Origin of the sequence: Staphylococcus rostri (assembly GCF_002902145.1) — a bacterium.
Classification (GTDB): Bacteria; Bacillota; Bacilli; order Staphylococcales; family Staphylococcaceae; genus Staphylococcus; species Staphylococcus rostri.
This window is the reverse complement of record NZ_PPRF01000002.1, coordinates 95,480-117,442: the sequence shown is the minus strand read 5'-3', so window position 1 is coordinate 117,442 and position 21,963 is coordinate 95,480. Positions and strand designations below refer to the sequence as shown.

Sequence of the window (21,963 nt, the reverse complement as noted above, 5' to 3'; positions counted from 1 at the left end):
TTTTATCGCCTGATGCTTCTACAACCGCTGCGATGTCTGCTTGTACGTCATCATAACGACCGTCTTTTAATGCGCCGATGTTAATCACCATGTCGATTTCATCTGCACCTTTCGCAATCGCATCTTTCGTTTCAAATGCTTTCACTTCTGATGTTGATGCACCTAATGGGAATCCGATAACGGTACATACTAATACGTCAGAGTCCGCTAACTTTTCTGCTGCGTATGCCACATGTGTTGGATTCACACATACAGACTTGAAGTGATATTCCTTCGCTTCTTCAATAATCTTGTCAATTTGTGCACGTGTTGATTCTGGTTTTAATAATGTATGGTCAATATATTTTTCGTAGTTCATGTTATCCTGCTCCTATCTCTATGTTTGTTAAGTTAATTATAACATTGTGTGTCATAAAAACCGATTGATTGAGTGTTCGGCATTTCATATCATTTTATTTTTCATCGTAACCCCTTACAAACTGAATTATAATATTTTTCTGATTATTCTGTTGAAATGCTAATTTGTATATGCTACGATAACCATATTATAAAAACACTTTAGTTTGGTAGAGAGTGAAAGCGAGGTTAACAACATGGAGAATGCTTTGATTACGTCGAAGTTAGCGGAAGTTTCATTTTTGCGTTTGGCAGCGCAACGTGGCTTTCAATTGATTGACACGTCATTTATTGAAACGTTGAATTGGGAGACGCTGACATCAGATGATTTGAAACAAATGCAAGAACGGAGTGTGTGGCAAGATCATGAGAAGCTGTTTGCGTTACGTAATGACTTTACAGATCAGCTCGTACGCTATTATCAGCAGTATGACCGTCAACATCAGTCGGTCGCCTACTCAGGGCCTATCGTACGACATCAAAAGGTCCAGACACAACTCGGTCTTGAATGTTATCAGCCGACGATTCAAGCAATGCATCAAGCTTTTACAACGTTCTACGATTATATTCGTGACACGTTAAATGACGACATCGACTATGTCATTCTCGGTCACTATGAACTGGTGCATTTATTATTAGGCGACAAGCAATCGGATGATGTGATGACGTGGATTGCTCAACGTAATATTTCAGCACTGACGACGGCGCTTGGTGTAGAACATCCACTCGTACAATTGTTACTGACGCCAACACACAAGCAGTTACAACAACTCAATTCACGTTTTGATGCAAGTCATCAGATTGTCGCAACGTTGAATCATTGGGATCGCTTCTTCCGTTCCCTCGGTATTCAAAATATCCATTTAGACATAACACCACAGACGCCACGTTCATACTACAAAGGCATCTTTATCAATGCCGTCTTAACAGAACGCCAAACGACATTAAATGGTGGTTACTACAAAGGCACGCTCGAAGGATTCGGTCTCGGGCTAACATTATAAACAACACAAAGGGGGTTCTGGCATGCTGACCATCGCATTAGCCAAAGGACGTTTATTAAAAAGCTTTATCGCTTATCTTCAACAACAAGGGGAACATGATTTAGTTCAGTTGATTGAATCACGTGACCGCCAACTTCAAATTCAAACAGATCAGTATCACTTTTTATTTGTGAAAGGCAATGATGTACCTATCTATGTCGAACAAGGCATTGCGGATATTGGCATTACCGGTAGCGATATTTTAGCTGAAGATTCATACGACGTGAATCAGCTGATTTCTTTACCGTTTGGTGCTTGTCATTTTGCGGTCGCTGCGTTTGATGAAACGACGGAATATCGCAAAATTGCCACGTCTTTTCCTAAAACGGCACAACGTTATTTCCAAGATACAGGACGTGATGTCTCACTGATTGAGTTATCAGGATCTATCGAACTCGCCTGTGTGATTGGCATGGTCGATGGTATTGTCGATATCGTCCAAACGGGTAACACCTTGCGTTCCAATGGCCTTGTGGAGAAAGAATTTATTGGAGATGTACAAGCACAATTGATTACGAACCGTCAAAGTTTCTTTACCGCATCAGCTGAAATTGATGCCTTTATTAATATGTTAGGAGTGTCGCTCATTGATTTATAATACACAACAGTTTTTTGACCAATACCAAGCAGTTGCGCAATTGGATACACAGTTGCATGACCAAATTGCGACGATTTGTGACACTGTCAAACAGCAAGGCGATTCTGCGTTGTTTGCGTATAATGAACAGTTTGATCGTGTCACTGTCGACACACTCGAAGTACCACAAGCACAGTTACAACAAGCATATGACACGCTAGATGCTGAGTTGCGCCAAGCATTGGAACTGAGCTATCAGCGTATTTATGATTATCAAGCAAGTATTCGCTATCAGAACCAACCAAACAACCAAGAAATGTATGAAGTATATCATCCGATTGAACGTGTCGGTGTCTATGTGCCAGGCGGTAAAGCGAGCTACCCTTCTACCGTGCTAATGACTGCAACACTCGCCAAAGTTGCAGGAGTTAAAGAAATTGTCGTTGTGACACCACCACAAACAAACGGTATTGCACAAAGTGTGTTAGCAGCTTGTCATATCGTTGGTGTCGATCACGTCTATCAAATCGGTGGCGCGCAAAGTATCGCAGCACTGGCTTACGGTACTGAAACGATTCCAAAAGTAGACAAAATTGTTGGACCTGGGAACCAGTACGTTGCCTATGCGAAAAAGCTCGTTTATGGCGAAGTCGGTATTGACCAGATTGCGGGTCCGAGTGAAATTGCATTAATTATCGACGACACATGCGATGTTGAAGCTGTGGCGTATGATGTACTCGCTCAAGCAGAACATGATGAAATGGCACGCACTTATGTCATTTCAACAGACTTGGCACTCCTTGAACAACTTGAGGGGCGTTTAAGTACACTCGCTGAGACGTCAGAACGCCGAGATATTGTTACAGCAAGTTTACGCGACCATCACTATGCGATATACGCGGATGACTTTGAAGCGTGTTGCCAGCTAATGAACGAAATTGCACCAGAACACGCGTCGATTCAAACGGCAAATCCTGAACAGTTTGTCCCTTATATTCACTACGTCGGCAGTCTGTTTTTAGGCAGTTATGCACCGGAAGCTATTGGTGACTATATCGCAGGTCCGAGTCACGTCTTACCAACAAACCGTACCGCACGTTTCCAACACGGACTATCCGTAAATGACTTTTTAACCAAACATACCGTGATTCAACTGTCACGTGACACCTATCAACAGACATATCGTGCAGCGGCGACGATTGCACAGGACGAACAGCTTTACAATCACCAACAATCTTTAACGGTCAGAATGCGAGGGGAAAATAATGATTAGAATCGATAAAAATGAAGGTGTGGGGACGCCTTTGTCAGCGAAAACATACTTTGACATACTCAATAACCAAGATTACAACTTGTATCACGATGATGACTATGACCGCTTCTGTGCGGCATACGCCAACTATTTCGGTGGCTTTTCAAAAGAACAAGTATGTGCGGCAAACGGCTCAGATGAATTGATTCAAAAATTGATGCTCATTATGCCGGAAGGTCCTTGTCTCACGTTAAACCCTGACTTTTTTATGTATCAAGCGTATGCGGAACAAGTACAACGCCCTATTGAATTTGTCGATGCAACGCCAGACTTACAATTTCCGATTGAAAATGTCTTAAAACGCATTGACGACGTGCAACCGAGTTTCTTTATTTTAAGTAATCCGCACAACCCGACAGGACAGCGTTTCGATGAACATTACATTTTACAAATTGCCGATAAAATGAAAGCACTCGGTGGTTATATTGTCGTTGATGAAGCGTATATCGACTTTTCAACACCGCTCGACATTACATTGGAAGATCACATTGTTGTCATGCATACATTGTCGAAAGCGTTTGGACTCGCCGGCTTACGTGTGGGTGTATTGATTGGTACTGAACCGACAATTGCTCGCGTACGTCGTATTGAGCACCCATATCCGCTTAATATTTTGTCATTGCGCATTGCGACATATTTGTTTGAACATCCAGCATCAACGAAAGTATTTGTTGAACAACAACGTGACTTAAGTGACCGACTTAAAGCGATTTTCACACGCTATGTTAGCGATAAATTAACGCTATATCCAAGTGACACGAACTTTATTTTAACGGCGGGTGAACAAGCTGTAGCACTCGGTAATTATATTTATGAACGTGGCTTTAAGCCGAGATTTTATGACCCTATCACAGAACAACCAATGGGCGATTGTGTGCGTTATTCTATTATGTCTACTGAAGATATGGAGCGTTTTGAAGCAATCGTGAAGGAATGGAGTGAACAGTATGACCTTTCAAATTAAACGTGAAACGAAAGAAACCAAGATTGACATTACGATGTCTCAAGGCAATCAAGAGAGCCACATTCAAACGGGCGTTGGCTTTCTTGACCATATGTTAACACTGTTCAGCTTTCACAGTGGCTTACCCTTATCAATTGATGTACAGGGCGATACGTGGGTGGACGATCATCACACGACAGAAGACATTGGTATTGTGTTAGGTCAATTGTTGCTACAACTCACACAAGCGAACCCTTACTATGAGCGTTATGGGCAACAATATTTACCAATGGACGAGACGCTAGCACGTGCGGTCGTTGATATTAGCGGACGTCCTTATCTCAACTTTAATGCGACATTTAGTAAGGAAAAAGTCGGCCAGTTTGATACGGAACTTGTCGAAGAATTTTTCCGTGCATTTGTCATCAACGCGCGATTGACTGTACACATTGATTTGTTGCACCAAGGGAATACACACCACGAAATTGAAGCGATTTTCAAAGCTTTTGCGCGTGCATTGAAACAAGCATTGGCACCTGCACAAACGCAACGTATTCCATCGTCTAAAGGTGTGATCGAATCATGATTGTCATTGTAGATTACGGCTTAGGAAATATTCATAACGTTAAACGTGCGGTCGAATTTTTAGGGTACGATGTCGTCCTGTCACGCGACCCGGAGACGATTCAAGCAGCCGACCAATTGATTTTACCCGGCGTTGGGCATTTTAAAGATGCGATGACCGCCATTCGTCACTATCAACTCGACACCCTACTTCAACAATGTAAGCAACCAATGATTGGCATTTGCCTCGGCATGCAGTTAATGTACGAAGGCAGTGAAGAAGGTCATGTCGCAGGGCTCGGGTTGCTAAAAGGGCACATCACAGAAATTCAAACGCCTTATACCGTGCCGCACCTTGGTTGGAATAACTTAATTGCAAACTATGCCGAGTTAAAACACGACGTCTATTTTGTACATAGTTATCAAGCACCGATGAACGATGATGTCATCGCTTATGCAGAATATGGCACAGACATTCCGGGCATTGTTCAACACGGACGTTATATCGGCATTCAATTCCACCCTGAAAAAAGTGGACAAATCGGCTTAGATATACTTGCACAAGCACTCAAAGGAGGATGGCAACATGCTTAAACTATGGCCAGCAATTGACCTGATTGAAGGACAAAGCGTGCGCTTAACAGAGGGAGATTATGATACATCTGAAGCAATGACACGTTCCGCAGAAGACAGCATTCAGTTTTATCAACAATTCGACTGTGTTGATCGTATTCATATCATTGATTTAATCGGCGCAAAGTCACAACGTGCGATTGAAATGGACTATATTCGCCAGTTAATCAACAGTAGCACGAAACCGATTGAAGTCGGCGGTGGCATTCGTGACGTTGAAACCATTCGCGCATATTTAGCTCATGGCGTCGACTACTGTATTGTCGGAACCAAAGCCATTCAAGATATTGCATGGCTAACAAAAATGGCAACGTTATTTCCCGGGAAACTTTACGTCTCGGTTGATGCTTATGACACCGATATTAAAATCAATGGTTGGCTAGAAGATGCACAACTGAACTTATTTGACTATGTCTCAGCTATTGAACACTTGCCTCTTGGTGGTGTCATTTACACAGACATCTCTAAAGACGGTAAGTTACAAGGTCCGAACTTTGAACGTACGGCTCAACTCGCTGCACATACACAACTGCCCGTTATCGCATCCGGTGGCATACGTAACCAAGCAGACTTACAACAGTTAGAAGGTACGGGTGTTGCGGCGGCTATCGTTGGTAAAGCGGCCAATCAACCTGAATTTTGGGAGGGCTTGCGATGATCAAAAAACGCATTATCCCCTGCCTAGATGTCAAAGATGGACGTGTCGTTAAGGGGATTCAGTTTAAAGGCTTACGTGACATCGGTGACCCCGTTGCGCTGGCGATGTATTATAACGACAGCGGTGCAGACGAACTGGTCTTTTTAGATATTTCCAAAACAGAACGTGGACATGATTTAACACTCGACATTATTCAACAAACCGCTTCACAACTGTTTATTCCTTTAACGGTCGGCGGTGGGATTTCAACATTGGAAGATATTTCACAATTACTCAAACATGGGGCTGATAAGGTATCCCTGAACTCTGCCGCATTAAAAAATCCCGAACTTATTCGCCAAGCAAGCGAAAAATTCGGGCGTCAATGTATTTGTATCGCCATCGATAGCCAATACGATGCTGAGACGGACGACTATTATTGTTGTACACATGGTGGTAAGAAACGTACGAATAAGCGGGTTTATGACTGGGTTCAAGAAGTGGAAGCACTCGGTGCTGGCGAACTACTCGTAACGAGCATGGCGTATGATGGCATGAAAAACGGCTTTGACCTTGACCATTTGAATGGGATTGCGCAAAAGGTCAACATCCCAATTATCGCATCAGGCGGTGGCGGTAACGCAGACCACTTTGTCGAGTTATTTAATGAGACACCCGTATCAGCTGGACTTGCAGCGAGTATTTTGCACGATAAAGAAACGACTGTTACAGAAATCAAAATGACACTCGATCAAGGAGGGATTCCAGTCAGATGGCACTAAAACCAGACTTTTCAAAAGGACTTTTACCCGCCATATTACAAGACGCGACAACACAACAGGTGCTGATGTTAGGTTATATGAATGAGGAAGCATTTGAACGTACTGTCAATGATGGCGTCGCATGGTTCTATTCACGTTCCAAACAACGCTTATGGAAGAAAGGCGAAACATCCGGTCACACACAACAAGTCGTTGATATACAGCTTGATTGTGATAGTGACGCGATTTTACTATTTGTTGAACCACAAGGACCTACATGCCATACCGGTTCACAAAGCTGTTTTAACACAACGCTACCTTATCGACTACAACAACTCGAAACAACGATTCAGCAACGTGCTAACGCCCAAGCCGACAAGTCATACACGCAATACTTGTTGACAGAAGGAAAAGAAAAAATCACGAAGAAATTTGGTGAAGAAGCATTTGAAGTCGTCATCGCCGCAATGAAGAACGACCGTTCCGAACTCATTGCCGAAAGCGCCGACCTACTGTATCACTTCTTCGTACTCCTACACGAACAAGGCGTGGCGATTCAAGATGTCGAAGCCTTACTCGCCGAACGCCATCACACGAAAAATAACTTTAAAGGGGAACGCCAAGACATTGAAAATTGGTAGTGACCGTAAAAAACATGCCACCTTTATAGTGAGCATGTTTTTTTACTTATAAATGTGTATCTTCCTCATCTTTTTCACTCGCATGTAAAATACTGAGTGAGCGACGTTCAATCTTTTTAAAGCGCTCAGCACGTGTTTGAAGTGCAATCCGATCAGCTGATAACATCATCATAAAAGAAATCATGATAATCACAAAGATGACGATAAGCGGTACACCCGCAACGATTGACGCTGTTTGTAGGATTTCAAGTGCACTTTCCCCACCGACAAGCATCAGTGAAAACGGCAGTAAACATAGCGCAAACGCCCAGAATAAGCGATTCAACTTGATAGGCTCTCCTTCTACACGAACCTGTGTTGCTGAAGCTACGATATACGATGCCGAATCGAATGTCGTCACTAAAAATAAGAATGCTGAAAGGACGAACAATCCAATAATAACTGGCGCAAATGGCAGATGATTCACAACTTCTATAATCGCTGCTTCTGTACCGTGTGTATCTAAGAACGTTATGACATCAAATTGACCTGTAATCTGTAAATACGTCGCGTAGTTACCTAAAATGCCGAAGAATAACATACAACCAAATGTGCCATAAACAATCGTCCCTAAAATAACTTCTTTCATTGTACGTCCCTTTGAAATCCGCGCAATAAACAAGCCAATAAACGGTGCGAAGACAATCCACCAAGCCCAATAGAAAACCGTCCATTGTTGAGGGAAGTTCGTTTCTTCACGTCCACCAATACCACCAAACGGCTCTAACCACGTGGCCATTTGGAAGAAGTTTTTAAGCATATTCCCAAAGCTTGTCACGGTTGTTTCCATCATAAAAATCGTCGGTCCAACGATAAAGACAAAACCGAGTAAAGTCAATGCGAGCCATACGTTTACATCACTTAATAGTTGAATCCCTTTTTTCAAGCCACGATAAGAGCTGTATCCGAAAACAATGGTAATCGCCAAGAGTACACAACTTTTAACGACCATACTGGATCCATCAACACCCGTCAAATTCTCTAAACCAGCCGAAATCATTGGGACACCTAATGCCAGTGATGTTGCAGTTCCACCAATCAAACCAAAAATAAATAAAATATCGACCAGCTTACCAATAACCTTATCCGTTTGCCCTTTTAAAATCGGACGACACGCTTGACTAATTTTAAACACCGGTTGCTTTTTTACGAAGACTAAGTAGCCAATGGGCAATGCCGGTAAGACGTATATCGCCCATGCGATGGGACCCCAATGGAACATACCGTACATTGTGGCAAAGTTCAGTGCGGCATCACTCATCGGCTTTGCACCTTGAGGCGGGGCTTTAAAATAGTAGGCCCATTCAATCACACCCCAATACAAAATATTCGAACCGATTCCAGCACAAAACAACATAGATGCCCACGCAAAATTACTAAATTCCGGGCGATCACTTTCACGTCCAAGCGTCACGGAGCCATACTTTCCGAACGCAATATATAACACAAAACAAAAAATTGCGAGCCCTAATACGAGATATGTCGCACCGAGATTCGTTGTGACAACTTCATTCATCGCCACCACAACAGCACGACTTTGATTTGGAAATACCATCATCGGTATCACAGCCAGCAACAAAATACACGCTGCCCCACAAAAAACAATCCAATCCATTAATTTTTGATCTTTATGCATCCTAACATCCCCTTTATATATATCTATAGCACCCGTGCGTCGTCATTAAACCTTTATTTCAGCCTACCGACGTTTTTAATGCATATTAAGGGGGTGGCGTTTTATAAATGATCCTCTCACTGTTCATTATTTGGTATGTTGTGGTGTATCTCGTTTTTTCATATTAAGTTCGTTATACTAATAATAAACATCACTTAAAAACGTTTCATATTATAAACAAAGGGGCGATATTGATGAATCTTGTAACACTCGTACTGATAGGTATAGTATGCACAATCATCTATGCACTGTTTTGGACTTGGCTATTCGACTGGAACCAAAAAAGGAGAGCAAAACGGTTTACCAACCTATCTCCCCTAACAAAAAAACAACGCTATGTCATCTTTTGAATTCATATTCTGTTCGGATTTGTTTTTGTTATATATTTACTCTATATGAATTATAGATAAGTAGACCTTTTCACGCCATAAAAAATACCCTCACATCAGAACATGTCTGCCTAAAAGGTGTGAGGGCTTTGTCGTTATATTTGAATAATAATCTATGATAGAAACAAAATCAACTAGCACTTGATTTTAGTTACCTATCCACTTCACTATACCGTGCTAATATTTGGTCAATAATATATGCTTGCCTAAAGTCTAATGAGATACGCTTGTGCTTATGCGCTAAGTATAAATATTTATCATTCTGAGTCTCGATATACTTCCTTACATAAAATAAACACTTTCCATATATCAACATGATATCCTCTAACTCAAAGTCGGAATTCCCTTCTAATCCGAATACATAAAATGCGATAATCTTGTCTTCATAGTTATTATCATAATTAGCTTTTAAGGAATATTTTAGTGCATGATTGTTTAGCTTTTCATATAAGTATATAACGTTCCATTGAAAGGCTGTCGTATTATGAAAAACTTGTTCTTCATAATCTTTGATATTGATTTTATCACTATGATACATAGAATTAGCTCGAAAATCGTTATAATACTGTGAATCGCTTCCTTTTGTGACTAATTGATAGATATGATGTCCATCGTTACCTTTAATAAACGGAAGCATTGTCATCATCCCAACTATCATATTCATTAGTATCACATCGTACAGGAACGTTGTATTTGTCGTAAAATTAGTAATACAAAACAATATTCCCGCACAAAGGAAGTTAAACATAAAACCACCGCTACAATATGCGACCAATTGATTTACTTTTACCGGTTTTTCCCAATCTTCTACGTACATATTTGTCATTCCCAATCCCAAAAACACAGGATGATTCACATAAATATGTCCTTTTAAAATAAGCACACTAACGAGTGACAACATAAATAATTTAAACTTGAATAACACACCCCAAAAATAGTGTCCTAATTCATGGACAACGATTGAAATAACTCCCGCTATAATGAGTAACGAAATATTAAAGATTATCTCATAATGATAAACATAGGAAATAGCAGTCATGATGAATAAACATATTTCCAGTATGAGTATATTGTCTAATAGCGCATATAATTTTCGAGCCATTGCTTTCATCACGTATTTCCCCATTTAAAATAGATTCGTCTTTCTATTATTTTACCATAATAAAACATGCTTCTGATTTTCATCTTCACTTAACTCTAATACTTAAAAATTAAGAAACTATATTATATTTTCCTCATACTTGATCCTAATTTGATTTATTTTTGAGTTTTCTGATAAAATTGACTGATGTCTCATAAAAACATTTAAACTATTTCATCGTTCTATAAACTAATAAGACACCTTTCGAATAATTTGAATTAAACTTCAATAGTTCATTATTATTTGATTCTATGTCTATCTTTTTAACTGAAAAGTACGTTTTATTATGATAACGAATATTAAAATCATCGTAAGATTCAGTCTTAACATCTTCAAAAGTTCTATTATTCACACTAAAACGTGAATTCTTAACTGACTCAATACGCTCTTTATCACTAACTACATAAACATACCCCTTAAATCCATTAGACGGAACTTTTAACATTTCTCCTTTGTCTTGTTTGGTTATATGTACTATACCCAAGTTATCTGTATCGTCTTTTGGTATTTCTCGTTTTATTTCCATTTCGACATCTTTTCCTATATCATTAAATCCACATGAAATTAGTACTAATGCCGAGATACTAAATATCAAACATACTATTAGTTTTTTAATCCTCATCTTTTTCACTCCTAATATACTCTAAAATATCGCCCGGTTGACAATCAAGTTCCCTACAGATTCGTAAAAGGGTTATGAAACGTATCCCTTTTGCTTTTCCTGTTTTCAATATTGATAAATTTGCCTCTGTAATATCTATTCTTTTTGCAAGCTCTTTCGATGTAAGATTTTTTTCTTTAATTAGCTTGTCTAAATTTACTTGTATCTTATCCATACCATTAAATAAATCCCTCATTTTCTTTTTGGATATTACTTCCTTTTTCCAGCACAATTATCAATATAGAGTTAAATAACATAAATGCAGCATGTACTAAATAATTCTTGATTGAAAAATCGAATACAGCACTAACATTTTCTACATTTAAATAGTTGATTATTAGGTTTATTATGAATTGAAAAACAGTCACTAAAACTAAAAATATCATTGATTTCTTTAGTTTTTTAAGATTTTCATCACTAAAGTATTGCCCATCACTAAAAACAAATAATAGCTCACTCCAAATTTTCAATAATTGGATGATAAAAATAGAAATAGTAATTAGCAATATTAGAATACTTAGTGGAATCATTATTGGCACTTTGGTAATAAAGTCTCCATAGTCAAATGTAAATGTCCAATGATTTCTCTGTCCACCAAATAAGACCCCTGCTATGCCTATAAACATTATGAAAATTAATATCCAGATAAGGTAGCGCATAAAAGACAGAATATAGCTTGTTATTCTCATGATATTTCTCATACCACAACCCCCGTTATTGTCTTACAATAATTTTCTTCAATATTATTGTGAAACGATAATTTATTTTTGTCAATAATTTTTACTAGTGTTTCATAAAATAGTTGCCACTTAATGATTGCAAAGAACTACATATATTAATTTTAAACATAATAAAACTGTATGGATGCTAAGTCACATTCTAAATCATGACAAAATCCAACAATTGAGTTGAAGTAATACAAAGCTCCAGGATTTAATAGATATTTGACGTATTCCCTATAAGAAAAACAACGCTATGTCATCTTTTGGATTCATATATTGTTCGGCTTTATTTTCGTTGTATATTTACTCTATATGAATTATAGATAAGTAATAGTCTCAACACTATCAGTTTACTTGGTCATTTCTACATACTATTGAAATGGAAACTAGTAATTGTGATTGAGTGCCTATGTTCAATGCCATTAAAACAAATGAAATAAAATACTGTGTTAAAATGAAAAGTGAAAAACATAATTTATTTTAGGAGGCTGGTATCATGTTGTATGTAAAAAGTAAGCTTCTTTTAATAGTTGGAATTGTCATTTTTGTTGCTATGTTTTATTTTAAAGTAGAATTAGGAGACTCCATAATAAGACCTTTAGGGTATCTTTTATCTGGTCTTTTAGCAGGAAAATCTATTGGATATAAAGAGAAGGATAAATAAAAACAGCCCTTAACTTCACACAACGAATGTGGTGTGGTTAAGGGCTTTATATATTAGATGCGATATGATGTCACGGCACCATCGTTTGGATCATTTTTGCCGTGAACGTAGTAGTCTACATGTTCCGGTTCTAATGGTTTTACACCTTTAATGATGTCTGCTGCTTTCTCAGCTAACATCAATACTGGTGAATGGATGTTACCGTTCGTTGTTGTTGGCATAACGGATGCGTCTACAACACGTAAGTTTTCCATGCCATGTACTTTCATCGTTAATGGATCTACAACTGCCATTGGGTCTGATGCAGGTCCCATTTTCGCGCTACATGATGGGTGTAAGGCTGTTTCTGCATCGCGACGTACCCAGTCCAAAATCTCTTCGTCTGTTTGAACGCTTGGTCCTGGAGAGATTTCGCCACCGTTGAAACGATCCATCGCTGGTTGTTTCAAGATGTTACGTGCCACGCGAATTGCTTCAACCCATTCACGTTTGTCTTCTTCCGTTGATAAGTAGTTGAAGACAAATTTCGGTTTGACGTATGGATTCGTTGACGTGATTTTCAAGCTACCACGTGAGTTAGAATACATCGGTCCTACGTGTACTTGATAACCGTGTGCTGTTTCTGCTTTTTGTCCATCGTAACGTACCGCAAGTGGCAAGAAGTGGAACATCAAGTTTGGATATGCCACGTCGTCGTTTGAGCGGACGAAGCCACCACCTTCAAAGTGGTTACTTGCGGCTGCACCTGTACGACGTGTAAGCCATTCTAAACCGATAAATGGCATTTTCAGCTTGTTCAAGCTTGGTTGCATTGATACCGGTTCTTTACATGTATGTTGAATGTACACTTCCAAGTGATCTTCAAAGTTTTCTCCGACACCTGGTAAGTGTAAACGTGGTTCAATGCCGAGTGTTTTCAAGTATTCTGTATCGCCAATACCTGAAAGTTGTAACAGTTGTGGCGTGTTGAAAGCACCACCTGATAAAATCACTTCTCGTGCTAAAACTTTGTGTAAGCGACCGTTACGTTTGTATGTCACGCCTGTCACTGTATTACCATCAAAATGCAGTTTCTCAACAAATGCACGCGTTTTAACGGTTAAATTTTTGCGTTTCATCGCCGGACGTAAATACGCACGTGATGCTGATACACGACGACCGTTATGAATTTGGCTGTCAAAAGGACCAAAGCCTTCTTGGCGATAACCGTTCACGTCTTGTGTTTTTTTGTATCCCGCTTCAACTGCCGCATCGAAAAATGAATGGAATAACGGATTATTCGCTGGTCCACGACGCAATTTAATTGGTCCGTTCAAACCACGAATTGGATCGTCTTTTTCCGCACCGAATGTTGTTTCTAAGCGTTTGAAGTACGGTAGACAGTGGGCATAGTCCCAAGTCTCCATGCCTTCTGGTTGTCCCCATTTTTCATAATCTAACGGGTTCCCACGTTGATAAATCATGCCGTTAATAGAACTTGATCCACCGAGTACTTTCCCGCGTGTATGGAAGACTTTACGTCCACCCATATGTGGTTCGCCGTCTGTCTCATATTTCCAGTCATAGAAACGATTGCCTGACGGATACATCAGTGCTGCTGGCATTTGAATTAATAAATCCCAAGGGTAGTCACTACGCCCTGCTTCTAATACTAATACTTTCTTATCTTTATCTTCACTCAGACGTGCGCCTAATACGGATCCTGCGCTACCGCCACCAATAATAATATAGTCGTACATTTTATCGTATGCTTTACCCATCGAACATCCTCCTCAAGTTAACCTTCAAGTGATTGTTTCTCAGTGTGCAAATGACTACTGTTTACCAAACCAATGAACTGGCTCTGGATTCGTATTCGTTAAAATATGTTTCAACTCTAAATATTCTTCTAAACCGGCTGTACCAAGTTCGCGACCGATACCTGATTGCTTGTAGCCACCCCATGGTGCTTGTGCGAAGTAAGGGTGGAAGTCGTTCACCCAAACCGTACCCATACGTAACTTGTGTGCCACGCGTTGGGCTTTACCAATATCTTGTGAGAACACACCGCCTGCAAGACCATAAATAGAATCATTAGCAAGGCGAATCGCTTCTTCTTCTGTATCAAAGCCTTCGATTGTCACAACTGGACCGAACACTTCTTCTTGTACGATACGTATAGACGTGTCGCAATTTGTGATGACAGTCGGTTCAAAGAAAAAGCCGTCTTGTAAGTCTTCACGTTCTGGGCGTTTACCACCAATCGCAATCGTTGCACCTTCTTCTTTCGCCACTTGCATATAGCTTTCGACTTTCTCACGATGTGCTGCTGAAATGAGTGGTCCTAACTCTGTTGTCTCATCAAAGCCGTTGCCCATTTTGATGTCTTTAATACGTTCAATCAATGCCGCTTCAAAATCATCTTTAATCGCATTATGAACGATGAGACGTGAACCCGCAGAACATACTTGTCCCGCATGGAAAAACGCACCGTTCAACGCTTGGTCTACGGCTAAATCAAAGTCTGCATCATCAAACACAACATTTGGGTTCTTACCGCCCAATTCCAATGCTACGTTCGTTACATTGTCTGCCGCTTGTTTCATAATGCGTTTACCCGTTTGAATACCACCTGTGAATGACACTAAGTCCACTTCTGGGTGTGTTGACATGACGTCTCCAATGTCAGAACCAGCACCTAATACAAGGTTAATAACCCCTTTAGGGAAACCAACTTCCTCCATCAGTTCAAACACACGAATCGTTGTTAACGGTGTGATTTCACTTGGCTTCATAACAAGTGAACAGCCCGTTGCCAATGCAGGCGCAATCTTCCATGACGCTTGAAGAAGTGGATAGTTCCACGGTGTGATTTGTGTCACAACACCGATTGGCTCTTTCACGACTTTACTTTCAGTGTTTGGAATTGGTGAGTCGATTAATTCACCACCGTCTTTATCTGCTAAACCTGCAAAATACATGAAGACATTGTGAATATCATCCATGTCTGCGCGTGACTCTTCTAACGTTTTACCTGTATCTAGCGTCTCTAACTGCGCTAAGTTTTCACGATTTTCTTTAATTTTATCGGCAATCTCTCGTACTTTTTGCCCTTTATATTCTGCCGTTGTTTGCGCATATTCCCCTGCATCAAACGAACGACGTGCTGCTAAAATGGCACGTTCCACATCTTCTGTCGTACCTTCCGCAACTGTTGTAATAACTTCCTGATTGTATGGATTAATAATGTCACGTGTGCCGTGATTACTGCTTTCTACCCATTCGCCATCGATAAATTGACGACGAGATAACTGCTTAATCAGTTCCATCCTATACACCTCTGTTAAGTTTGTTAAGTTTTTATTTAACGAATTTCACAAAGTTAACTCTATCATACTTGTCAAAAAAGTGTCAACTTTCCCTAATAGACACTGTTAGCTAAAACGTGATTTTGTTAAATTTTGCATCTTTTTATCAGAAAAACTTGAGTTTCTGTTAGGAACAAGCGTACAATTTAGCCGATAGGAAAGATATAAAGGGAGGTGACCATTAAGTGACACAACATACAAATTATGAAGCACAACTAGAAACAGCGAAGGATATCGTGATTAACTCCATTGCTGAAACGATGGACCTGTACGGTATCAATCGCAGTGTCGGTAACTTATATGGCACAATGTTATTTGAAGAGAGTATGACACTTGATGAAATGCGCAACGAACTTCAAATGAGTAAGCCGAGTATGAGCGCAGGGGTTAAAAAGCTGCAAGAGTTCGATGTCGTTAAACAACGCTTTACACGTGGTAGCCGCAAGCAACATTTTGAAGCTGAAAAGGATTTCTTCACATTCTTCAGCAACTTCTTCACACAAAAATGGTATCGTGAAATTAAAATTAATATGGCTGCCTTACAAGAAGCAGAAGCGATGATCGATGACGTTCTCGCTGCTGACGATGTCGATGAGACATTACGCCAAGAAGCACAAGACGTGAAAGCACATATGATTCATTCACGCCTATACTATCAATGGCTCAATTCTATTAGCGACGCGATTAAGTCAGGTGCCATTTTTGACTATTTCCCAATTCCTGACAAAGACGCCTAAAAAAGTGAAGTCTGACATACCCAAATGCCAGACTTCACTTTTTTAATTTTTATAAGTTATTATCTTCGTCGTCTTTTTCGCTCACTTGTAAAATCCTCAATGAACGACGCTCAATTTTCTTAAAGCGTTCCGCACGTGTTTGTAGCGCAATACGGTCCCCCGACAAAATCATCATGAATGAAATCATAATAATGATAAAGATGACGATGAGCGGCACACCTGCCACAATAGATGCGGTTTGTAAGATTTCCAACGCTTTTTCGCCACCGACAAGCATTAATGAGAATGGTAATAAGCACAATGCGAACGCCCAGAATAAGCGGTTCATTTTCAAAGGCTCTCCTTTTACGCGTACTTGTGTGGCAGCCGCTACGATATATGATGCAGAGTCGAACGTTGTCACTAAGAATAAAAAGGCGGATAGGACGAACAAGCCGATCATCACAGGCGCAAATGGTAATTGGTTCACAACTTCAATAATGGTCGCCTCTGTACCGTGCGCATTTAAAAACGACACGACGTCAAATTGCCCTGTTAGTTGTAGGTATGTCGCATAGTTTCCGAAAATACCGAAGAACAACACGCAACCGAATGTTCCATACACAATCGTACCGAGAATGACTTCTTTCAACGTACGACCTCTTGAAATACGGGCGATGAATAGACCGATAAACGGCGCATAAACAATCCACCAAGCCCAGTAGAAAATCGTCCATTGTTGTGGGAAGTTTGTTTCTTCACGACCACCAATACCGCCAAATGGTTCCAACCACGTTGCCATTTGGAAGAAGTTTTTAATCATATTACCGAACCCTGTCACAGTCGTCTCCATAATAAAAATGGTTGGTCCGATAATAAAAACGAATGCGAGTAGGACGAGCGATAACCACACGTTCAAGTCACTTAATAGCTGAATCCCTTTTTTCAATCCGCGATATGAACTGTATGCAAAAACGACGGTGATTGCAAGAAGTACGAAACTCTTCACGACCATGCTGGAGCCGTCAACACCGGTTAATTTCTCTAGTCCAGCTGAAATCATCGGCACGCCTAATGCAAGAGACGTCGCAGTTCCACCGATCAATCCAAAAATAAAGAGAATATCGACTAATTTACCGATAAAGCCGTCCGTTTGTCCTTTTAAAATCGGACGACACGCTTGACTAATTTTAAAAATCGGTTGTTTCTTCACAAATACTAAGTAACCGATTGGTAACGCTGGTAATACGTAAATCGACCATGCAATCGGTCCCCAGTGGAACATGCCATACATCGTCGCGTAGCTCAATGCGGCATCACTCATCGGTTTCGCACCTTGTGGCGGGCCTTGATAGTAGTACGCCCATTCGATGACACCCCAGTATAAAATATCCGAACCGATACCGGCGCAGAACAACATAGATGCCCAAGCAAAGTCGCTAAACTCCGGACGATCGCTTGCACGCCCAAGTGTTACCGAACCGTACTTACCGAACGCAATATATAACACAAAGCAGAAGATGGCGAGACCTAACACGAGATATGTCGCACCTAAGTTCGTTGTAACAAAATCATTCATCGCCACAACGACCGCACGGCTTTGTTTTGGAAAGACCATCATTGGGATAACAGCGAGTAACAAGACAAACGCTGCACCACAAAAGACAATCCAATCCATTAATTTATTATCTTTATGCACAGTAAATCCCCCTTAGTTAATCTGTAGCATGACATGATAAAACCTCTGCTTTAGCCTAACGAAGTTTACATTTTAATGCAAATTTCATTCAATCACATACAAGTACAATTATGAATATATATAACTAAGAGTCATTACAAATATTGACAAAACAACGTTATAAAGTAGGTTAAGAACGTTAAATCAAAACTTAACAATTCATTTTATGTATTTTTATTCATCTTTAATTAATATTTATTTATTTTCAAATAGACAAAAATGCCCACTTCCATTTTAAAAAGTGAGCATCTTATTACGATTAAATATTTGGGCCGTATAGACGTGGTGTATCGTCAACAGGTTCACCGGCGATACGCTTCGTCAAAGTACCATGCCACGTTTCAGGCGTAAACGGTGCTGCTTGTAGTTCTTTTAATGATGCCATATCTGTTGCACCACGTAATGTATCGTTCATGCGTTGAATCGTCCAATCAGGATATGGGCGTTCTTGTAAATCCAATGTATCCCCCTGCTGAATGTATCCTTCTTTCAACACACGATAGTACCAGCCCGCTTTTCCAGTCTCTTCTAACATGACCGAAAAGTCCATAATGCCTTGACGACGACTCGTTTTCCAGCAAGGGCGTCTCGGTTGTGCCACTTGTACGACTGCATCGCCAATTTGGTAAATATCGCCAATACATACCGTTCCTTCATCCATACCTGTTACAGCAATGTTCTCACCGTTACTGCCAACACGAATCTCTTGTTGATAGCGTTCACTGAACACGGGATAATGTGCCACTGCATATGCAAATAACGCTTTTTCTGCACCGCCGTGATGACGTTTATCTGCGACTGTATCACCTTGAAGCCCTTCTTTACCAAGCCATACAGGCTCCGTTGTTTCTTGTTTAAACATTGCCGTTGTCCAAGTTTGTGCCATGCGTTCGGTCGCATCGGCATTGCCATGTTGACGCACTTGCCCAATATACAGTTTTTGAATTTGACCCGTCATCTTTATCGTCTCCTTTTTTCATTTCTGATTGTCATATATTACTAGCAAAATCTTAATACTTGTATCGCGCTAAAATGCCTTATACACTAACATTAACCAATAAAGATAAAGGTGGCAACAACTTATGCAACATTCATTATATCAACACGGAACACTTGGGACATTGATGGCAGGTGCACTCGAAGGCACTTGTTCAATTGAAACACTTCTAGAACATGGCGACCATGAGATTGCCACATTAACCGGTTCGGACGGAGAAGTTATTTTTGTCGATGGCCAAGCGTTCCATGCGACGACATCAGATAGTGACGTGCGCATCCTAACTGGTGATACACTCACACCGTATGCATCTGTCTCAAAATTTTCAGCAGATACCACTTTTGAAGCAACAGCAGCAGATCAGGATATGTTGTATCAACAAATTCGCCAACATATGTTGAGTGAAAACTTATTTGCGATGGTTAAGATTACAGGCACCTTTAAGCATATGCATGTGCGTATTATGCCGAAACAGAATCCGCCGTATACACGTTTGATTACATCTGCCAAAGCGCAACCAGAACATCATCGAGAACATATTACAGGCACGATTGTCGCAGTATACACACCAGAAGTCTTTCACGGTATTGGTGCGGCTGGTTTCCACGCACACTTCATCTCAGAAGACCGCACATTTATGGGGCATATTTTAGGCTTTGACCTTGCTGAAGGAACAGTAGAAATTCAAAATTATGCTGTTTTTGAACAACATTTATCAACAGAACCGAGCTTTCTTAATAAAACATTCGATTACCAAGATATTGCAGAAGACATTCGACAAGCAGAGTAACGCTAGATATAATAATAAACCGCCCATCAAAGTGACTGGGCGGTTTATTATGTTGCAGGGCGTTAAAATGATGCTTCTTAGACTTGCCGAAGTGAGACTATCTGGTCTACTCCCTATTCATCTTTTTCTAAAAAGTTGAAAATATGTTCGGCATTCTCAATATTATCAATATGACCACGAAATGCTTCAGAGCCTGGTCCATATGCGTATGTGTTAACGTCAACACCTGTATGACCATATGATGTCCAGCCTGTGCGTGATGCATCATTGATCGGTTGTTGTATCGCATCTTGTAATTTTTGATATTGTTTGTCGTATTGTTCTTGTTCTTTATTTTCGTCTAACTTCGCTAACTGATTTGCTTCTTTTTTAATATTTTGGATTGCTTTATCATCTACATCGAAACCATAACCTTGTTGTAACGTGTCTTCAATCGATTCTCCAGTTGCAATTTGATCTGTCATCCATTGCCCCGAATGCTTCATGCTTCGTACCTTATCAGCGTGCCATACATAGTCATGACCTTTCCCAACAGACAAGCCCCCTGTTGAATGGTCTGCAGTGGCAACGACAAGTGTATCAGGATGTTCCTTTGCATAGTTCATCGCGTCTTCAAATGCTTGTTCAAACCCTTGCATTTCTGACATTGCGCCTGTTACATCATTGGAATGTCCTTGCTTATCAATAGACGCACCTTCTACCATTAAGAAAAAGCCTTCATCGTTTTTAGACAGACGATCTAACGCTGCTTGTTGCATCTCTTTCAAGCTTGGGTCATCATCAGGTGCATCAATTTGTAACGGCATATTTTTATCCGCAAATAGCCCTAGCACTTGGTCACTATCCGCTTCTGCCAACGCTTCTTTCGTCGTTACAACATCATAACCATCTTTCTCAAATTTTTTATCAACGTTGTCATTATCTTTACCAAAATACTTCGCACCACCACCAAGTATGACATCTACCGTATGTTGATCATTGATACGTTCTTCATAAAATTGTTTCGCAATCTCATCTTTTTGACTACGATCTTCAACATGTGCCGCATACGCTGCTGGTGTCGCATCTGTCACTTCAGCAGTTGTGACAAGCCCTGTTGATTTTCCTTGCTGTTTCGCACGCTCTAAAACCGTTTCTACCTTTTGCTTGTTCTCATCTACACCTATGGCACCGTTGTATGTTTTCTGTCCGGAACTAATGGCCGTGCCAGCCGCCGCAGAATCTGTAATGTTATCTTCCTTGTCTGCTGAATATGTACGTTGCATGCCTACCAAATAATCATCAAATGCGGTTGTTTCCATTTCTTTTGTGTCTGGGTTATCGGCAAAATAGCGATACGCTGTGTTATAAGATGGACCCATGCCATCGCCCACCATAAAGATGATGTTCTTAGGATTTTTCGTATTACCGTATGTCACAGCATCTGCGTCGTTAGCGTCCTTTGCCAACGTTTGTGGCGCAGTACTCACGAATGATGCGCCTACTAATGAACTTGCGATTGCAATCTTACCTAATTGTGCAGTTAACTTCATATCTCATAAACCCCATTTCCAATATTGAATTCACGTTTATTGTAA

General features: G+C 40.3%; 23 protein-coding genes. 12 read left to right on the top strand and 11 right to left on the bottom strand.

The genetic code is table 11. The features are described from left to right. Positions 1–358, bottom strand: a 358-nt coding sequence (gene deoC / locus CD122_RS00525; protein ID WP_103357072.1) for a deoxyribose-phosphate aldolase, incomplete at its 3' end; no start/stop codon positions are given. A gap of 235 nt (positions 359–593) precedes the next feature. Here deoC and CD122_RS00520 point away from each other — a divergent pair. From CD122_RS00520 to hisIE, 9 genes are read left to right on the top strand one after another with little or no spacing between them, the layout of a single operon-like run. Then, positions 594–1,400 (top strand): ATP phosphoribosyltransferase regulatory subunit, encoded by an 807-nt coding sequence (locus CD122_RS00520; protein WP_103357071.1) that lies wholly within the window; start codon positions 594–596, stop codon positions 1,398–1,400. Positions 1,401–1,422: 22 nt separating this feature from the next. Next, entirely contained in the window at positions 1,423–2,037 is a 615-nt protein-coding gene (gene hisG / locus CD122_RS00515) for an ATP phosphoribosyltransferase (protein ID WP_103357070.1), read from the top strand. After that, entirely contained in the window at positions 2,027–3,289 is a 1,263-nt protein-coding gene (hisD, locus tag CD122_RS00510) for a histidinol dehydrogenase (RefSeq protein ID WP_103357069.1), read from the top strand. Before hisG ends, hisD begins: the two co-directional genes overlap by 11 nt. Further along, on the top strand, positions 3,282–4,292 hold the full coding sequence (locus CD122_RS00505; RefSeq protein WP_103357068.1) for a pyridoxal phosphate-dependent aminotransferase: 1,011 nt from the start codon (positions 3,282–3,284) through the stop codon (positions 4,290–4,292). Before hisD ends, CD122_RS00505 begins: the two co-directional genes overlap by 8 nt. After that, on the top strand, positions 4,276–4,857 hold the full coding sequence (gene hisB, locus CD122_RS00500) for an imidazoleglycerol-phosphate dehydratase HisB (RefSeq protein ID WP_103357067.1): 582 nt from the start codon (positions 4,276–4,278) through the stop codon (positions 4,855–4,857). The genes CD122_RS00505 and hisB overlap by 17 nt, the downstream gene beginning before the upstream one ends. Then, positions 4,854–5,429, top strand: coding sequence for an imidazole glycerol phosphate synthase subunit HisH (hisH, locus tag CD122_RS00495; protein ID WP_103357066.1), 576 nt, complete (start codon positions 4,854–4,856; stop codon positions 5,427–5,429). Before hisB ends, hisH begins: the two co-directional genes overlap by 4 nt. Beyond that, positions 5,422–6,126, top strand: a complete 705-nt coding sequence (gene hisA / locus CD122_RS00490; RefSeq protein ID WP_103357065.1) for a 1-(5-phosphoribosyl)-5-((5-phosphoribosylamino)methylideneamino)imidazole-4-carboxamide isomerase — start codon at positions 5,422–5,424, stop codon at positions 6,124–6,126. Before hisH ends, hisA begins: the two co-directional genes overlap by 8 nt. Continuing rightward, positions 6,123–6,887, top strand: coding sequence for an imidazole glycerol phosphate synthase subunit HisF (gene hisF / locus CD122_RS00485; RefSeq protein WP_103357064.1), 765 nt, complete (start codon positions 6,123–6,125; stop codon positions 6,885–6,887). The genes hisA and hisF overlap by 4 nt, the downstream gene beginning before the upstream one ends. Next, positions 6,878–7,507, top strand: a complete 630-nt coding sequence (gene hisIE, locus CD122_RS00480) for a bifunctional phosphoribosyl-AMP cyclohydrolase/phosphoribosyl-ATP diphosphatase HisIE (RefSeq protein ID WP_103357063.1) — start codon at positions 6,878–6,880, stop codon at positions 7,505–7,507. The genes hisF and hisIE overlap by 10 nt, the downstream gene beginning before the upstream one ends. A gap of 46 nt (positions 7,508–7,553) precedes the next feature. Here the strand turns inward: hisIE and CD122_RS00475 are convergent, their stop codons facing one another. The 5 genes from CD122_RS00475 to CD122_RS00455 form a co-directional block, all read right to left on the bottom strand. Continuing rightward, on the bottom strand, positions 7,554–9,182 hold the full coding sequence (locus CD122_RS00475) for a BCCT family transporter (protein WP_103357062.1): 1,629 nt from the start codon (positions 9,180–9,182) through the stop codon (positions 7,554–7,556). Positions 9,183–9,761: 579 nt separating this feature from the next. Continuing rightward, positions 9,762–10,721 carry a zinc metalloprotease gene (locus CD122_RS00470; RefSeq protein WP_103357061.1) on the bottom strand — a complete coding sequence of 320 codons (960 nt, stop codon included), beginning with the start codon at positions 10,719–10,721 and terminating at the stop codon, positions 9,762–9,764. A gap of 199 nt (positions 10,722–10,920) precedes the next feature. Continuing rightward, a complete protein-coding gene (locus CD122_RS00465; protein WP_103357060.1) occupies positions 10,921–11,373 on the bottom strand; it encodes a hypothetical protein in 453 nt (150 codons plus the stop codon). Next, positions 11,363–11,587, bottom strand: coding sequence for a helix-turn-helix domain-containing protein (locus CD122_RS00460; protein ID WP_103357076.1), 225 nt, complete (start codon positions 11,585–11,587; stop codon positions 11,363–11,365). Before CD122_RS00460 ends, CD122_RS00465 begins: the two co-directional genes overlap by 11 nt. A 4-nt stretch (positions 11,588–11,591) precedes the next feature. Continuing rightward, entirely contained in the window at positions 11,592–12,113 is a 522-nt protein-coding gene (locus tag CD122_RS00455) for a DUF2975 domain-containing protein (RefSeq protein WP_103357059.1), read from the bottom strand. Positions 12,114–12,630: 517 nt separating this feature from the next. On the opposite strand from CD122_RS00455, the gene CD122_RS11840 reads away from it, so the two are divergent. Then, entirely contained in the window at positions 12,631–12,798 is a 168-nt protein-coding gene (locus CD122_RS11840) for a hypothetical protein (RefSeq protein WP_169926441.1), read from the top strand. 53 nt (positions 12,799–12,851) lie between these two features. On the opposite strand, the gene betA is transcribed toward CD122_RS11840, so the two are convergent. Then, complete coding sequence (betA, locus tag CD122_RS00450; RefSeq protein ID WP_103357058.1) at positions 12,852–14,558, bottom strand: choline dehydrogenase; 1,707 nt, start codon at positions 14,556–14,558, stop codon at positions 12,852–12,854. A gap of 54 nt (positions 14,559–14,612) precedes the next feature. Then, positions 14,613–16,106: a betaine-aldehyde dehydrogenase gene (betB, locus tag CD122_RS00445; protein WP_103357057.1), complete on the bottom strand. Its 1,494-nt coding sequence runs from the start codon at positions 16,104–16,106 to the stop codon at positions 14,613–14,615. Positions 16,107–16,330: 224 nt separating this feature from the next. Between betB and cudC the strand changes: the two genes are divergently transcribed. Next, positions 16,331–16,882 (top strand): choline uptake/conversion transcriptional regulator CudC, encoded by a 552-nt coding sequence (gene cudC, locus CD122_RS00440; protein ID WP_103357056.1) that lies wholly within the window; start codon positions 16,331–16,333, stop codon positions 16,880–16,882. A 49-nt stretch (positions 16,883–16,931) separates the two neighbouring features. Here the strand turns inward: cudC and CD122_RS00435 are convergent, their stop codons facing one another. Beyond that, on the bottom strand, positions 16,932–18,539 hold the full coding sequence (locus tag CD122_RS00435; protein WP_103357075.1) for a BCCT family transporter: 1,608 nt from the start codon (positions 18,537–18,539) through the stop codon (positions 16,932–16,934). 319 nt (positions 18,540–18,858) lie between these two features. Next, on the bottom strand, positions 18,859–19,557 hold the full coding sequence (locus tag CD122_RS00430) for an MOSC domain-containing protein (protein ID WP_240624092.1): 699 nt from the start codon (positions 19,555–19,557) through the stop codon (positions 18,859–18,861). 124 nt (positions 19,558–19,681) lie between these two features. Here CD122_RS00430 and budA point away from each other — a divergent pair, with 124 nt between their 5' ends. After that, positions 19,682–20,386 carry an acetolactate decarboxylase gene (gene budA, locus CD122_RS00425; protein ID WP_103357054.1) on the top strand — a complete coding sequence of 235 codons (705 nt, stop codon included), beginning with the start codon at positions 19,682–19,684 and terminating at the stop codon, positions 20,384–20,386. A 113-nt stretch (positions 20,387–20,499) separates the two neighbouring features. On the opposite strand, the gene CD122_RS00420 is transcribed toward budA, so the two are convergent. Next, positions 20,500–21,918 carry an alkaline phosphatase gene (locus CD122_RS00420; RefSeq protein ID WP_103357053.1) on the bottom strand — a complete coding sequence of 473 codons (1,419 nt, stop codon included), beginning with the start codon at positions 21,916–21,918 and terminating at the stop codon, positions 20,500–20,502. Positions 21,919–21,963: the final 45 nt, after the last annotated feature.

Coding starts and splice junctions, on each gene's coding strand:
- CD122_RS00460 (WP_103357076.1), bottom strand. CDS start 11,587: ATGGATAAGATACAAGTAAATTTAGACAAGCTAATTAAAGAAAAAAAT.
- CD122_RS11840 (WP_169926441.1), top strand. CDS start 12,631: ATGTTGTATGTAAAAAGTAAGCTTCTTTTAATAGTTGGAATTGTCATT.
- hisA (WP_103357065.1), top strand. CDS start 5,422: ATGCTTAAACTATGGCCAGCAATTGACCTGATTGAAGGACAAAGCGTG.
- CD122_RS00455 (WP_103357059.1), bottom strand. CDS start 12,113: ATGAGAAATATCATGAGAATAACAAGCTATATTCTGTCTTTTATGCGC.
- CD122_RS00465 (WP_103357060.1), bottom strand. CDS start 11,373: ATGAGGATTAAAAAACTAATAGTATGTTTGATATTTAGTATCTCGGCA.
- CD122_RS00475 (WP_103357062.1), bottom strand. CDS start 9,182: ATGCATAAAGATCAAAAATTAATGGATTGGATTGTTTTTTGTGGGGCA.
- hisG (WP_103357070.1), top strand. CDS start 1,423: ATGCTGACCATCGCATTAGCCAAAGGACGTTTATTAAAAAGCTTTATC.
- CD122_RS00470 (WP_103357061.1), bottom strand. CDS start 10,721: ATGAAAGCAATGGCTCGAAAATTATATGCGCTATTAGACAATATACTC.
- CD122_RS00435 (WP_103357075.1), bottom strand. CDS start 18,539: ATGGATTGGATTGTCTTTTGTGGTGCAGCGTTTGTCTTGTTACTCGCT.
- hisB (WP_103357067.1), top strand. CDS start 4,276: ATGACCTTTCAAATTAAACGTGAAACGAAAGAAACCAAGATTGACATT.
- CD122_RS00430 (WP_240624092.1), bottom strand. CDS start 19,557: ATGACGGGTCAAATTCAAAAACTGTATATTGGGCAAGTGCGTCAACAT.
- betA (WP_103357058.1), bottom strand. CDS start 14,558: ATGGGTAAAGCATACGATAAAATGTACGACTATATTATTATTGGTGGC.
- hisH (WP_103357066.1), top strand. CDS start 4,854: ATGATTGTCATTGTAGATTACGGCTTAGGAAATATTCATAACGTTAAA.
- CD122_RS00420 (WP_103357053.1), bottom strand. CDS start 21,918: ATGAAGTTAACTGCACAATTAGGTAAGATTGCAATCGCAAGTTCATTA.
- hisIE (WP_103357063.1), top strand. CDS start 6,878: ATGGCACTAAAACCAGACTTTTCAAAAGGACTTTTACCCGCCATATTA.
- budA (WP_103357054.1), top strand. CDS start 19,682: ATGCAACATTCATTATATCAACACGGAACACTTGGGACATTGATGGCA.
- CD122_RS00520 (WP_103357071.1), top strand. CDS start 594: ATGGAGAATGCTTTGATTACGTCGAAGTTAGCGGAAGTTTCATTTTTG.
- betB (WP_103357057.1), bottom strand. CDS start 16,106: ATGGAACTGATTAAGCAGTTATCTCGTCGTCAATTTATCGATGGCGAA.
- CD122_RS00505 (WP_103357068.1), top strand. CDS start 3,282: ATGATTAGAATCGATAAAAATGAAGGTGTGGGGACGCCTTTGTCAGCG.
- hisF (WP_103357064.1), top strand. CDS start 6,123: ATGATCAAAAAACGCATTATCCCCTGCCTAGATGTCAAAGATGGACGT.